We start from the raw sequence: 13646 nt of genomic DNA on the forward strand, positions 1-13646 counted from the left end.
TGTACGCACTACAGCGGCAGATAAAAATCAAAGCGGTGACTTTTGGTGGTCAGCATCGATTGGGCGGCAATGCCCGCCAGCGGCGGGGCGTAATCGGGGCGTTTTACCACCACGCGCTTTTTCGCTAACGCCCGCGCGGGAGCCAGCAGAGCATCGGCATCGTCGTCCGCCCCCACCAGCGATTGAAACACCCGCATCTCTTTCTTTACCAGCGCACTTTTTTGCCGATGGGGAAACATGGGGTCGAGGTAGACCACATCCGGTGGCGGTGTGATATCACTCAGGGCCGTGTGGCTGGAAGCGTGAATCAGCGTCAATCTTTCGCGCAGCCACGCGCCTATCTCGGCATCTTCATAGCCACGGCGTAAACCATCGTCGAGCAGCGCGGCAACCACCGGGTTACGTTCCAGCATGCGGACATGACAGCCTAACGAGGCCAGCACAAAGGCGTCACGCCCCAGCCCGGCGGTGGCATCCACGACGTCCGGCAGATAATCCTTTTTGATACCGACCGCTTTGGCAACCGCTTCGCCGCGCCCGCCGCCAAAGCGACGGCGGTGAGCCATTGCGCCGGAGACGAAATCGACATAGATAGCGCCAAGCTTCTCTTCATCCTGTTTGCGCAACTCCAGGCGTTCTGGCGTTAGCACCAGCGCCAGCGTCGCGGCGGGATCGTCCTGTAATCCCCAGCGTGCCGCTAATGCATCAAGGGCGCCTCTATCGGCGCCCCCTTCTGTCAGCAGGCTGATGTTCACCCTTTAATACCATAGTGTTGCAGCATGGCATCAAGCTGTGGCTCACGGCCACGGAAGCGCTTGAACAGATCCATCGGCGCTTCGGAACCGCCACGCGACAGGATGTTATCCATGAAAGACTGGCCGGTGGCGCGGTTGAAAATGCCTTCCTCTTCAAAGCGCGAGTAGGCGTCTGCCGCCAGAACATCGGCCCACAGGTAGCTGTAGTAACCTGCGGCGTAACCGCCTGCGAAGATGTGGCTGAAGGCGTGCGGGAAACGATTCCAGCTTGGGCTTGGCACCACCGCAACCTTGGCTTTGACATCGACCAGCGTTGGCAGAATTTGTGCCCCTTTTGCCGGATCGTATTCCGCGTGCAGGCGGAAATCGAACAATCCAAACTCGAGCTGACGCAGGATAAACAGCGCGGCCTGATAATTTTTGGCCGCCAGCATTTTGTCCAGCATGGCTTGCGGCAGCGGTTCGCCGGTTTCGTAGTGACCGGAGATAAACGCCAGCGCTTCCGGTTCCCAGCACCAGTTTTCCATAAACTGGCTCGGCAGTTCGACGGCATCCCACGGTACACCGTTAGTACCCGCGACGCCGGCGGTATCGATCTGCGTCAGCATATGGTGCAAACCGTGGCCAAATTCGTGGAACAGCGTTATCACTTCATCATGGGTGAACAGTGCGGGTTTGCCATTGACCGGACGGTTGAAGTTACACACCAGATAGGCGACCGGTTTTTGCAGTTCACCGTTGCTGTTGCGCAGACGCCCGACACAGTCGCCCATCCAGGCACCACCGCGCTTGTGCTCGCGTGCATACAGATCGAGATAGAAGCTGCCGCGCTGCTCGCCGCTTTCATCAAACAGGTCAAAGAAACGCACTTCCGGGTGCCACACATCCACGTCGTGACGCTCTTTGGCTGTGATACCGTATATGCGTTTCACCACTTCAAACAGCCCTTCAACCGCGCGTTGCTCAGGGAAATAAGGGCGCAGTTGCTCGTCACTGATGGTGTAGAGGTGTTGCTTTTGCAATTCGCTGTAGTAAGTGATGTCCCAGGGTTGCAGTTCGCCAGCGTTATGATGCGCTTTGGCGAAGGCGCGCAGTTGCTCCAGCTCTGCTTCCCCTTGTGGGCGGGCTCGCGTCGCCAGATCGTTCAGGAAATCCAGCACCTGCTGCGGATTTTCTGCCATTTTGGTGGCAAGGGATTTATCGGCAAAGCTGTCAAAGCCCAACAGTTGTGCCAGTTCATGGCGCAGCGCCAGCGCCTCGGCCATCACTTCGCTGTTATCCCACTTGCCCGCATTCGGCCCCTGATCGGAGGCGCGGGTCGCATAGGCGCGATACATCTCTTCACGCAGCGCCTGATTGGCACAGTAGGTCATAACCGGCAGATAACTGGGGATATCCAGCGTCAGCAGCCAACCTTCCAGCCCTTTGGCCTCGGCTTGTGCGGCGGCGGCAGCCAGTGCGCTTTCCGGCATCCCTTCAAGCTGGGCAACGTCAGTGATGTGCTTATTCCAACCCATGGTGGCGTCGAGCACGTTATTGCTGTACTGCGCACCCAGTTCAGACAGACGTGCGGCAATTTCGCCATAGCGTTTCTGTTTTTCCGGCGGCAAACCGATGCCGGAAAGTTCGAAGTCGCGCAGCGCGTTATCCACCTCTTTTTTCTGCGCCACGTTCAATGTGGCGTAGTGGGATCCTTCTTTCAGGTCGCGATAGGCCTGATACAACCCGGTGTGTTGCCCGACCCACGTGCTGTAATCCGAGAGCAGCGGTAAGCACTGCTCGTAGGCAGCACGCAGCTCAGGGCTATTTTTTACAGCATTGAGATGGCTGATAGGGGAAAACACACGGCCCAAACGATTGTCGCTTTCTGCCAACGGTTGACACAGATTTTCCCAGGTGAACGGCGTACCCTGCGCGACCACGCGCTCAATCTCATTGCGACAGTCCGCCAGAACGGACTGAATGGCGGGGACGATGTCATCGACGTTGATGGCAGAAAACGGGGGCAGCACGAACGGGGTCAATAATGGATTCGTCATATCACGGTCCTATCGTTATGTGTCAGCCAGCGGCAAGGGCCATCGCGCGAACGGCGGCGCTGGCAAAAAAGGGCGAATTATTAATTAACATGAGGCCAGAAAGGGCAAAAATCAATGAACCGGGGAAAATTCCCTGAGCATGTGAAAACCGCGCGTATTGCACACGTCAGCATGGGGTACTGCGCAGATGTTTCACTGCGATGTAGCGGGCAGTGTGAAGAGAGCGGTATTGTGTTTAACGTGCCATACGTACTGCCTCATTCCCTCCCGGCGTATCATAACCGGCATAAAAGTAGACCACGGTTTGTGGGTTGCCGTATTCACTAAAAAACTCAGCGATACGGTCACGCTCCAGCCCATAGCGCCGCGACAGCAGGCCCGCCTCAAACGCGGCTTTTTGCCGATCGCCCACCGCTTCCGCCAGGTTATACGCGTATCCACAGATATAACCGCGTCGATATTCGATACCATGATGCTGAATTTCGCATAATGGCTGGGGCGTTTGGGCTTTAAGCCCGTCCATAACGCCATCGCCAAAGGGGTTTGCCATGATGTTCTCCACTCACTATCGTTATATACTTAATAATATAACGATCGATCGACCCTTTCGGCAAGGGGGATTGCGAGAGGATTGCGTTATGGTTTTGTTCCCTCGTTGAGGAAATCCTGATGAAGGACTGAGAACAATAAAATGTGATGATCGAGAGGCTTACCCTTTCATTAGGAACAATTGCCTAATCTCTCTGGATTGATGAGCGAAAAATAAATGATTATTGCGAGACAATACGCACCAGCGATCTTGATAAGCGAGAAGGTAAGCGGCATACTTTGGTTTATAAAATATTATTATTTTTAGTTTTTATAAACCACTTGGAGGTCAGTATGTTCGGAGAACGTCTAAAACGTGCTCGTGCAGCCGCTGGCCTGTCTATGAAAGCGTTGTCTTTGCAGGCAGGCGTCAGCGCCACAATGATCAAGAAGTACGAACACAACGAAAGCATGCCAAGTTCTGGTGTGTTGGTGAAGATGTCGCGTGCTCTGGGAGTTCGTAACGAGTATTTTTTTCGTCCCGCAAAGTATGAATTAGAAGGAATCGAATACCGTAAACGCAGCACGGTTCCCCAGAAAGTACTCAATCGTATTAAGGCTGATGTGCTTGATCAGGCTGAACGGTGGATAGAGCTATATAATTTGTGGCCAAACTTTCCCTTGTCCCCGTTTACCAAACCAACGTTCTCGATTTCGGTTATTGATGATTATTGTCAGATTGAAACTATAGCGAATGAATTACGACAACTATGGGCCTTAGGAAACCAACCCATTACCAGTATGATCGACGTATTAGAATGCCATGGTGTGTTGGTCATCGTAACGGATATGGATTCCAGCGAGAAATTCGATGGGTTTCAGGCATCCATCGGTAAACAACCGATAGTGGTGATTTCTTCAAAATGGCCTGGCGATCGACAGCGGTTTACATTAGCTCATGAGCTGGGGCATTTAATTTTACATGTTTTGCTTGCTGAACATCTGGATGAAGAAACCGCTTGTAATCGTTTCGCTGGGGCACTTCTTTTCCCTGAGGTGGCTGTTCATCAATATTTAGGTAATAAACGTCATCATCTTGAGATTCAGGAACTCTATCTTTTAAAAATGGATTATGGACTGAGTATGATGGCTTGTATCTATCGAGCTAAGCAACTTGAGATCATTACTGAGGCTAAGAGCAAAGACCTTTTTATGCTCTTCTCAATGCGTAAATGGCGCAGCCAAGAACCAGGTCAGGCCTACCCAGTTGAGCAGACGAGTATGTTTAAGCAGTTAATTTTTCGTGGGTTAGGTGAGGGTATTCTCACTGAATCCAAGGCAGCAGAGCTTTTAGGAATGTCATTGGTGAATTTCCATCAGACCCGAAAGTTGGAACTGTCAGATGATCATCTTAATTAGCGATGCGAACATTATAATCGATATGGAGGAGGGGGGATTAATTAATCTCCTTTTCTCATTACCGCATAGTTTTAAAGTTCCTGATATATTGTATTATGACGAGCTTGAGGAACAACATGAGGTGTTGCTCGAAAGAGGTCTCATTTTAGGTGAACTAACAGCGGAAACATTAATATATGCTCTAAGACTTTCAGAGATTGCAAATGGACCAAGCCGAAACGATTGTTTTGCATTATGTTTAGCAAAACAGGAGCAATGTCCTTTATTAACCGGAGATAAAGCGCTTCGTGAATTAGCGCAAACGGAGGGGATTGAAGTAAAAGGGACTTTGTGGGTGGTTGAAGAAATGATTCATCACGGGTTAATTACGATTGATGCAGCGGAGCAAGCTTACATTCAGATGAGAAATTCTGGAAGACGTTTGCCTTGGGATATTGCTTTCAGACGACTCGAAGAATTGGATTTATAAATTATTTCTCTCCGTGCTCTGTAGTGTGCTTCTGTTGAGTGGGAGAAGTTAAGCAACAAAAGATACACCTCATTTCTGATGCGCCTCTTTCTGCCGTATACTCTACGTATTCGTTCCCATGCTTTCATGTCTGAGCAAAAAGCTGTGGGGTAATCTGTGGGGTAATAAATGCATTTTCATATATTTATCACAGGTTAAAATCATTAAAAATCAATATGGTATATGAAATATGCTAAGTTATCGCCACAGTTTCCATGCCGGCAACCATGCCGACGTACTGAAGCACACCGTTCAGAGCCTGATCATTACTGCGCTCAAAGAGAAAGAGAAACCGTTTCTGTATCTGGATACCCATGCAGGGGCCGGGCGTTATCAGCTCAGTGGTGAACATGCGGAGCGCACCGGGGAGTATCTGGAAGGTATTGCCAAACTGTGGCAGCGGGATGATATTCCCGAGGCGTTGACCCCTTACCTGAATGCGGTTAAAGCTTATAACAGCAACGGTACGCTACGTTTCTACCCCGGTTCGCCGCTGATTGCCCGCCAACTGCTGCGCGAGCAGGACAGTATCCACCTGACGGAATTGCATCCTAGCGACTTCCCGTTGCTGCGCGGCGAGTTTCAACGTGACGCACGAGCGAAAGTGGTGCGTGAAGATGGCTATCGGCAGTTGAAATCCCAGTTGCCGCCCGCCTCTCGCCGGGGATTTATCCTGATAGACCCCCCCTACGAATTGAAAACCGACTATCAGGCAGTGGTGCAAGGGATTCAGGAAGGTTACAAACGTTTTGCCACCGGCGTGTACGCGCTGTGGTATCCGGTGGTATTACGCCAGCAAATCAAACGCATGCTCAAAGACCTGGAAGCCACCGGTATCCGTAATATTTTGCAAATTGAACTGGCGATGCTGCCGGACAGCGATCGCTATGGCATGACGGCTTCGGGCATGATTGTTATCAATCCGCCGTGGAAACTGCACGCGCAAATGCAAGCGCTGCTGCCGTGGTTGCACGGTGTGCTTGCGCCTAACGGCACTGGGCATACGCTGATTGAACAAGTGGTGCCGGAATAAGCTGACAGGTTTTGCCTGTTGCACCCATCGGCAAAACCGACGTTAACGGTTTTGCCGCAGACCGAGTTCAGGGGTTACACTGCGTTTTATTCTCTTCACTTAACCATGGATCTTCTCATGACAAAGCATTATGACTATCTCGCCATCGGTGGCGGCAGTGGCGGTATCGCGTCCATTAACCGTGCGGCAATGTATGGGCAAAAATGTGCGTTGATTGAAGCAAAGTACCTGGGCGGCACCTGCGTTAATGTCGGCTGCGTACCGAAAAAGGTCATGTGGCACGCGGCGCAGATTGCCGAAGCGATCCACCAGTATGGGCCGGACTATGGTTTTGATACCACGGTTAACGCTTTTAACTGGGATGTTCTGGTGAAGAACCGCAGTGCCTATATCGATCGCATTCATCAGTCCTACAACACTGTGCTGGGCAAAAACCAGGTGGACGTCATCCACGGCTTTGCGCGTTTTGTCGATGCGCACACCGTTGAAGTGAATGGCGAAACCATCACTGCCGACCATATCGTGATTGCAACGGGCGGGCGACCGACACGTCCTTCGATTCCCGGTGCAGAGTACGGCATCGATTCCGACGGTTTTTTTGCGCTTAACGGATTGCCAAAGCGCACGGCAATTGTCGGTGCAGGTTATATCGCGGTTGAGATCGCAGGCGTTGTGAACGCGCTCGGTTCCGAAACCCATCTGTTTGTGCGTAAGCACACGCCGTTGCGCAGCTTCGATCCGATGATCTTCAGTACGCTGGTGGAAGTGATGAAGGCAGAAGGTCCGTTGCTACATACCGAATCCACGCCGCAGGCGGTGGAAAAGAACGCGGATGGCAGCCTGACCCTGCATCTAACCAACGGTGAATCCTATACCGTGGATTGCCTGATTTGGGCAATTGGCCGCGAACCGGCAACCGATAACCTGAATATTGAAGCGGCGGGCGTCATCAAAGATGAGCGCGGTTTTATCAAGGTGGATAAATACCAGAACACTAACGTGCCCGGTGTTTATGCGGTGGGCGACAACACGGGTGCCGTTGAACTGACGCCAGTGGCTGTTGCGGCGGGGCGTCGTCTCTCAGAACGGCTGTTTAACAACAAGCCGGAAGAGCATCTGGATTACACCAATATACCCACCGTGGTGTTTAGCCATCCGCCGATTGGCACCGTCGGGCTGACCGAACCGCAAGCGCGGGAAAAATTCGGTGATGATCAGGTTAAAGTCTACACCTCTTCCTTCACCGCGATGTACACCGCAGTCACCCAGCACCGCCAACCGTGCCGCATGAAGCTGGTGTGTGTCGGGCCGGAAGAGAAGATCGTTGGCATCCATGGCATCGGCTTTGGCATGGATGAAATGCTGCAAGGCTTTGCCGTAGCGGTGAAAATGGGCGCGACCAAACGCGACTTCGACAATACCGTGGCGATTCACCCAACTGCATCGGAAGAGTTTGTGACGATGCGCTAAGGGTGCTGGCTATTCAATGCCTTTAAAGAAGCTCAATCCTGAGCTTCTTTATCGATCGCCTTATCAGAGATGATGGGGACAATCCTGCCTTGGTGTGCGCCGATCGCCGTTCTAGTGGTAAGCGATAAGAGGCCCTTGATGGGACCAAATTCAAGATGCCATTTCAATTACGCTGCCTCGCAAGCTTTACGGTTTGCCAAAAGCCAAATCAGAGAAATGCCTAAAGAAGCGGCCATACAAGCAAATGTATTTTCAATCGACGTGGCATCAAGCAAAAATCCGAAAAACACCATGGCCAAGGGAATGGTGGCAAATCGCAAAGAGGAATACACCAGAAAAACTCGTCCACGGATGCGTTCAGGTACATTTGTTTGCAAGATAGTGTCATCCAAAGGCCCCATTAACCCCACGCTAAGCCCAACAAAAAACAGAAGAACCATGACCACGTAGACATTCCCGGCAAATATGGCGAGAAGAAAGCAAACAGACAGGGTCAACGTGCAAACAATCAATAACCACGATTTTGAAAATCGCTCTCCGACAGTGGTAAATATCAATGAAGACAACAATGCACCGCAACCGAAAGCGGAAATCATAAAACCTAAATCGATGGCACTACTGAAGCTGGTTTTCGCCAGATAGGGCAGAATAAGAGAGAGCAAAGGAATAATATGAAAGTTTACCAAAACGCTGGGAATGACCATAAAACGGATTTTGGGATGGCAAAAGATAAATAAAAAGCCCTCTTTTAAATTATCTAAGGTGGATTCTTGCTTGTTCCTGTATGACATAGCTGGAATACATTTAATAAAGACAAATAAAATGCATGATGAAGCAACAAAAGTGATGCCATCCAGGATGAGTGCTACGGTACTACCCACAAGGGCGATAATAAGGCCTGCCAGTGGGGGGCCGACAAGATCCCCAACATTGTGCAAACTGCCGATAATGCCGTTGAGTCGCTCATTGGGCATGGTCGTATCTTTTAAGAGATCAGGAACCATTGCACCCAGGCCCGCGTGATTGACTTGTTCAACAGCGGTCAGGGCACAAATCAACAACACCAGAACACCCATATTGAGCATGCTAACGGAATAAAGTGCCGGTATGGCGAATACCAGGATGGCAGAGAATAGATCAGATAGGACACATATGGTCTTTTTGCTATACTGATCAATGAGTTTTACCCCGAAAAAAAGGCTGAGCGAGACGGGAAGTAATCGAATGCCCAAGATTATCCCGGTGTATTTCACATCGTTGGTTATCTCCAGCAGAAACCAAGGGAGCGCCAGCATCGAGAGCGAACTGCCCAGAAGCGAGACCAACAGGGCGGCCAAATATCCGTAAGATTGTGAGTTCATTGAAAACGCTAGTTACGCCTTTTTTCGCTGGCAAGAAACCTATGGAAAAAGTCACCGGGTTTCAACACCGCAATATTAAAAACCGTGGCTGTTCAAATAGGCCAATGAGACCTCAAATTGAATTTTTTAACCCATTGGAAGGTTAAAAAAAATAATCAATTCGAAATTCAATTCGCTGGTTTGTGAAGGTTTTTACTTGTTATTAATTTATGTGTATGTGAACAAAGTAACAGACGTGGTTTTTTTTACAGCAGGATCTGGTTAATATTATCGAATTATTGTATTTAAGCTGATGTTGACATGCCTTACAATAAATCATCTCGGAGCAGTCCGTTGAGAAATCGGATGTGCGTTTATACGCCATTGTATTAATGTAAATCTTTTCGTTTCTGAATAATTTTCTTTATAGCCTCCTGCTCTGTTTCTGCTCCGGCGACGTCACCTTCACAGATCGCTATCCAATAATCGGATAAGGTTCCTTTTTGTTGCGGTAAATGAAACGTTTTTATTTTCTTTCCCTCTTTTTTCATTGAACTATCCTGTTCTGTTTTTTTGTTGAGACTAAATCTATTTGGTTTTATTCTTAAACATAAATTCAGTTATGAGTATTGTTACTATGCCTTTAAATAAAGATATAAGACATTTATAGCGTTCTCAAGCACGCATCAGTTCCTTTGCATGCGTTTGTGATAATCCTATTATCTATTGAGGAAAAGGAATAATGCTAGCCAAAAATTTAGGTCATGAGCTTATAGATTATAATCAGGTGTTTAGTCGTTACTCAGGAATTGTCCGGACGCATTGATGGAGCGAAATGATAGTGAAATATCATGGGCAGAAAGCAAGAGTATTTACATTAAACATGAAAAGGATGTTATTGCTGGTCAAGAGTATGATGTTATAGAGCCTTTGCAAGGAGTCGTTAAGACGAATTGTTGACCAATAAGAAAATCATTGTCTTCTGCACGGCAAACATCCTCAACATGTCGACCACCGTCAACGTCCTTCAGAACCCGCAGGCTCTGAGTTTCAGTGAAACGCGCTTTTTCATGATGGCCTTCCGTGGTTGTCGTTTAGCCAGGGAAGGCTATTAAGCGCTAAGGCCACATTCAGGGGGACTACAGCACCCTACGCTTTACGGCCTCGACGCCTCAGCCCGATAAGCGAGCAGAAATACTGTGATGGCGCGCGAGACCGCTTCTTCGATGCGCTGCGCGTCTGGTGCGGTGTCGACGCCCAGTGCTGCGACAAGAAACAGCTCCGCTTCAATCAGCCCTTTCAAATGCATCGCGCATACCCAACTGTCTGCGTGGCGCAGAATGCCTTCGTCGCTTTTTTTACTGAGGTAATGGCTTAGCCTTTTCCAGCCTTTCTGTGGTCCTTCGGCATAAAACAAGCGGCCAATGTCACTACGTTCTGATTCACTGATCGCCATGCGCCAAATCGCCATCAGGCCGCTGCTCAGCACTGAGGAGAGGTAATTGCGGCCAAATTTGTTGAGCGTCGTTTCGATATCTTTCTTTGGGTCTACTGATTCGAACGCTTCCGCGATGTCTGTTTTGGCTGACGATGCCATGACGGCTGAGAAGATCTCTTCTTTAGAACTGAAATAGTTATAGAGCGTTGACTTGGAGCCCCCTACGCGGCTGGCGATCTCCGACATCGACGTGTTGTTGAACCCCTGCTCTATAAACGCGCGCGTCGCGATGTCCAGAATGGTTTGACGCTTGGTTTCACTTTTAACTCGCATACGCTTCTCTTCTCTTTCAGTCCAATGGGCAAGCTTCTCTTGACTATCGGTTTATGTCAAGTTATAACAAAACCGTACAGTACGGTATTAAAAAGGGTGTATCTTGAAAATCAATAAGTTAATAAATAGCAGCCTGTTACCTCCTGATTTGCGGTTTCCAATGCTTGCCGCAGTGCTCATTTTGGCAGGCTGTTCAACCGCGCCAGACAACACACTGAGCCAAATAAAACGCGCCGATGAGTTTGCCTCTTCACAGTCGCTGACCACGGAAAAAGAGGGCCGCTGGCCAGACTCGCAGTGGTGGCTGCGTTACCACGACAGGCAGTTGGATCGCCTGATGGAAACGGCGCTGGCTTCTGCGCCAACCTTGAAAATAGCCGAGTCTCGCTTAAAGAATGCGGCCGGGATTGCCGAACAGATTGGCTCGATTCGTTCTGTGCAAGTCGGTGCATCGGCATCGGCTTCCAAGAGCAAAGTGAGCTATGCCTATCAGGCCTATATGCCGCCGCACGGCTGGAATGACTACGGTTCGGTGACCACCAATCTGAGTTTTAACCTGGATTTTTGGGGCAAAAATCGCGCTGAAGTCGCTGCCGCAACGTCAGATTATGCGGCAGCCGGTGCGGAAATGCAGTCGGCAAAATTACTGCTGCAAGCCTCTTTGGTTCAGGCTTATGCGGAACTGGCGCGTTTGTATCTCAACCATGATACGACGCAGAATGCGCTGGAAATCCGTGGCAAAACCGTTGAATTGATGACAGAGCGCAATCTCAACGGGCTAGAAACCGACGGCGTAGTCAAACAGGTGCAGGCGCTGAAAGCGAGCGCTGAGGCTGAATTGATTGCTTCCGATGAGGCCATCCAGCTACAGAAAAATGCCATTGCCGCCCTGTTGGGAGAAGGGCCAGACCGTGGGCTATCCCTTCAGCGCCCGGCGATTCATTTGGATGAGTCATTCAACTTGCCAGCTAAAACCGGCATCAACATTCTGGGCCATCGTCCAGACATTAGCGCCGCACGTTGGCGGGTTGAAGCTGCGGCAAAACGCATTCATGTTGCCAAAACCGCATACTATCCTGATGTCAGCATTACCGGCTTTATTGGCTATCAGTCGTTCGGCCTGAATAATCTGACGCGCTCGGGCAACGATGCCGGAAGCATTGGGCCTGCGCTGTATCTGCCTATTTTCACCGGTGGGCGCTTATCCGGGCAATTAACCTCTGCTGAGGCCAATTACCAAGAGTCCGTAGCGACCTACAACAACACGCTGACACTGGCGTTGCACGATATCGCCAATGTGGTTACCCGCGCCAATGCCCTGAAAGCCCGCCTGTCGAAAAGCGAAAACGCCTTTGAAAACGCCAAAGCGGCGTATCTCATTGCGGATAAACGCTATCGCGGTGGGCTGGCAACCTATCTCGATGTCCTGACAACAGAGGACGCCATGCTGGATACCCAGCGTGCATTAGTGAATTTGCAATCACAGGCGTTCTCACTCGACGTTTCATTAATCCACGCGTTAGGCGGCGGATTTGATGCTTCTTAATCCTCTCTCGACTTGCAGGAAGTTTTTCTATGTCACAGCGAAATAATGACTCTGCCACGCCTGCGGCGGACACACATTTTCATGCATCGCGCGCGGCGTCATCGCGTAAAAAAGGGTTTATAGGATTGGCTGCCGCGGTGGTTATCGCCGCGGGCGGTTACGGCGTGTGGTATGCGGTGGTGGGCTCGCGCTATGTCACCACTGATAATGCCTACAGTGCGGCGGAAGTGGCAGAAGTGACGCCTTCGGTAACCGGCATTGTGCAGGCGGTGAATGTGGTAGATACGCAGTGGGTGAAGCAGGGGGAGGTGCTGGTACAACTGGATGATACCGATGCCCGCCTGGCATTGGCGCAAGCCGAGGCGATGCTGGGGCAGTCGCGACGGCGCGTGAGCAGCTATATGGCAACCGATGAGGGATTAGCGGCGCAAGTCAAGGCGCGGGAAGCGGATGAAACGCAGGCACAAGCGCGGCTGGTCGCGTCACAGGCTGACTTCACTAAAGCGCAGGTGGATTTAACGCGCCGCGAGGCGCTGGCAAAGTCCGGCGCGGTATCCGGTGAGGAATTGACTAACGCGCGTAATGCGATGGCGCAGGCTGAATCTAACCTCAATGTCGCCAAAGCGGCGGCGGTGCAGTCGGTGGCTAATCGTTTATCGACCATCGGTGCGAAAAAAGCCAATGCGGCGTTGACCATTGATGCCACGGTGGAAACCAACCCAGAGGTGATGCTGGCGAAAGCCAAGGTGGAACAGGCGCAAGTGGATTTGGCCCGTACCATTATCAAAGCGCCGGTCGATGGCGTCATCGCCAGACGACAGGTGCAGATTGGTAAACGCGTACAGAACGGCGAGCGTTTGATGACGGTGGTGCCGCTGCACGACGTGCATATCGACGCCAACTTCAAAGAGGTTGAACTGCGCCACGTGAAAATCGGCCAACCGGTTGAAGTTACGGCTGATATCTATGGCGACAAGGTGGTGTATCACGGTGTGGTGAGCGGTGTCTCTGGCGGCACGGGCTCGGCGTTCTCCATGATCCCCGCGCAAAATGCAACGGGCAACTGGATTAAGGTGGTTCAACGTCTGCCGCTGCGTATTACGCTGGACAAGCAGGAACTGGCGAAACATCCGCTTCAGGTTGGCTTGTCGATGATTGCTACCATCGATACCCATAAAACCTTGGATCTGGCGGCATCGGGTCATGAAGGTCTGACCACGGCTCGTCAGGATTAAGG

Annotated in this window: 12 protein-coding genes; 6 read left to right on the forward strand and 6 right to left on the reverse strand. The window is 50.8% G+C overall.

Annotated features, from left to right (window positions below; translation table 11 throughout):
- Nucleotides 1-8: 8 nt before the first annotated feature.
- From rsmJ to J5069_RS19315, 3 genes are all read right to left on the reverse strand, one after another.
- The gene (rsmJ, locus tag J5069_RS19305; protein WP_264645392.1) at nt 9-755 is read right to left on the reverse strand and encodes a 16S rRNA (guanine(1516)-N(2))-methyltransferase RsmJ; all 747 of its coding nucleotides are present in this window, start codon (nt 753-755) and stop codon (nt 9-11) included.
- A complete protein-coding gene (prlC, locus tag J5069_RS19310) occupies nt 752-2794 on the reverse strand; it encodes an oligopeptidase A (RefSeq protein WP_264645393.1) in 2043 nt (680 codons plus the stop codon). Before prlC ends, rsmJ begins: the two co-directional genes overlap by 4 nt.
- A 235-nt stretch (nt 2795-3029) precedes the next feature.
- Nucleotides 3030-3344, reverse strand: coding sequence for a DUF2623 domain-containing protein (locus J5069_RS19315; protein ID WP_264628823.1), 315 nt, complete (start codon nt 3342-3344; stop codon nt 3030-3032).
- A gap of 332 nt (nt 3345-3676) precedes the next feature.
- Here J5069_RS19315 and J5069_RS19320 point away from each other — a divergent pair, with 332 nt between their 5' ends.
- The 4 genes from J5069_RS19320 to gorA all read left to right on the forward strand — a co-directional run bounded on the left by J5069_RS19320 (nt 3677) and on the right by gorA (nt 7752).
- Nucleotides 3677-4741 (forward strand): helix-turn-helix domain-containing protein, encoded by a 1065-nt coding sequence (locus tag J5069_RS19320; RefSeq protein WP_264645394.1) that lies wholly within the window; start codon nt 3677-3679, stop codon nt 4739-4741.
- Nucleotides 4725-5210, forward strand: a complete 486-nt coding sequence (locus J5069_RS19325; protein WP_264645395.1) for a PIN domain-containing protein — start codon at nt 4725-4727, stop codon at nt 5208-5210. Before J5069_RS19320 ends, J5069_RS19325 begins: the two co-directional genes overlap by 17 nt.
- A gap of 229 nt (nt 5211-5439) precedes the next feature.
- On the forward strand, nt 5440-6282 hold the full coding sequence (locus tag J5069_RS19330; protein WP_264645396.1) for a 23S rRNA (adenine(2030)-N(6))-methyltransferase RlmJ: 843 nt from the start codon (nt 5440-5442) through the stop codon (nt 6280-6282).
- Between the two features lie 117 nt (nt 6283-6399).
- Nucleotides 6400-7752 carry a glutathione-disulfide reductase gene (gene gorA / locus J5069_RS19335; protein ID WP_264645397.1) on the forward strand — a complete coding sequence of 451 codons (1353 nt, stop codon included), beginning with the start codon at nt 6400-6402 and terminating at the stop codon, nt 7750-7752.
- 167 nt (nt 7753-7919) lie between these two features.
- On the opposite strand, the gene J5069_RS19340 is transcribed toward gorA, so the two are convergent.
- From J5069_RS19340 to J5069_RS19350, 3 genes are all read right to left on the reverse strand, one after another.
- The gene (locus J5069_RS19340) at nt 7920-9113 is read right to left on the reverse strand and encodes an MFS transporter (RefSeq protein ID WP_264645398.1); all 1194 of its coding nucleotides are present in this window, start codon (nt 9111-9113) and stop codon (nt 7920-7922) included.
- Nucleotides 9114-9481: 368 nt separating this feature from the next.
- Nucleotides 9482-9643, reverse strand: coding sequence for a hypothetical protein (locus J5069_RS19345; RefSeq protein WP_264645399.1), 162 nt, complete (start codon nt 9641-9643; stop codon nt 9482-9484).
- 605 nt (nt 9644-10248) lie between these two features.
- A complete protein-coding gene (locus tag J5069_RS19350) occupies nt 10249-10863 on the reverse strand; it encodes a TetR/AcrR family transcriptional regulator (protein ID WP_264645400.1) in 615 nt (204 codons plus the stop codon).
- Between the two features lie 160 nt (nt 10864-11023).
- Between J5069_RS19350 and J5069_RS19355 the strand changes: the two genes are divergently transcribed.
- Together J5069_RS19355 and J5069_RS19360 are read left to right on the forward strand one after the other, a co-directional pair.
- Nucleotides 11024-12409, forward strand: coding sequence for an efflux transporter outer membrane subunit (locus tag J5069_RS19355; protein WP_264645401.1), 1386 nt, complete (start codon nt 11024-11026; stop codon nt 12407-12409).
- Nucleotides 12410-12438: 29 nt separating this feature from the next.
- Nucleotides 12439-13644, forward strand: a complete 1206-nt coding sequence (locus tag J5069_RS19360; protein WP_319801688.1) for an HlyD family efflux transporter periplasmic adaptor subunit — start codon at nt 12439-12441, stop codon at nt 13642-13644.
- Nucleotides 13645-13646 lie beyond the last annotated feature (2 nt).

The organism is Candidatus Symbiopectobacterium sp. NZEC127 (assembly GCF_025962675.1).
Taxonomy (GTDB): domain Bacteria; phylum Pseudomonadota; class Gammaproteobacteria; order Enterobacterales; family Enterobacteriaceae; genus Symbiopectobacterium.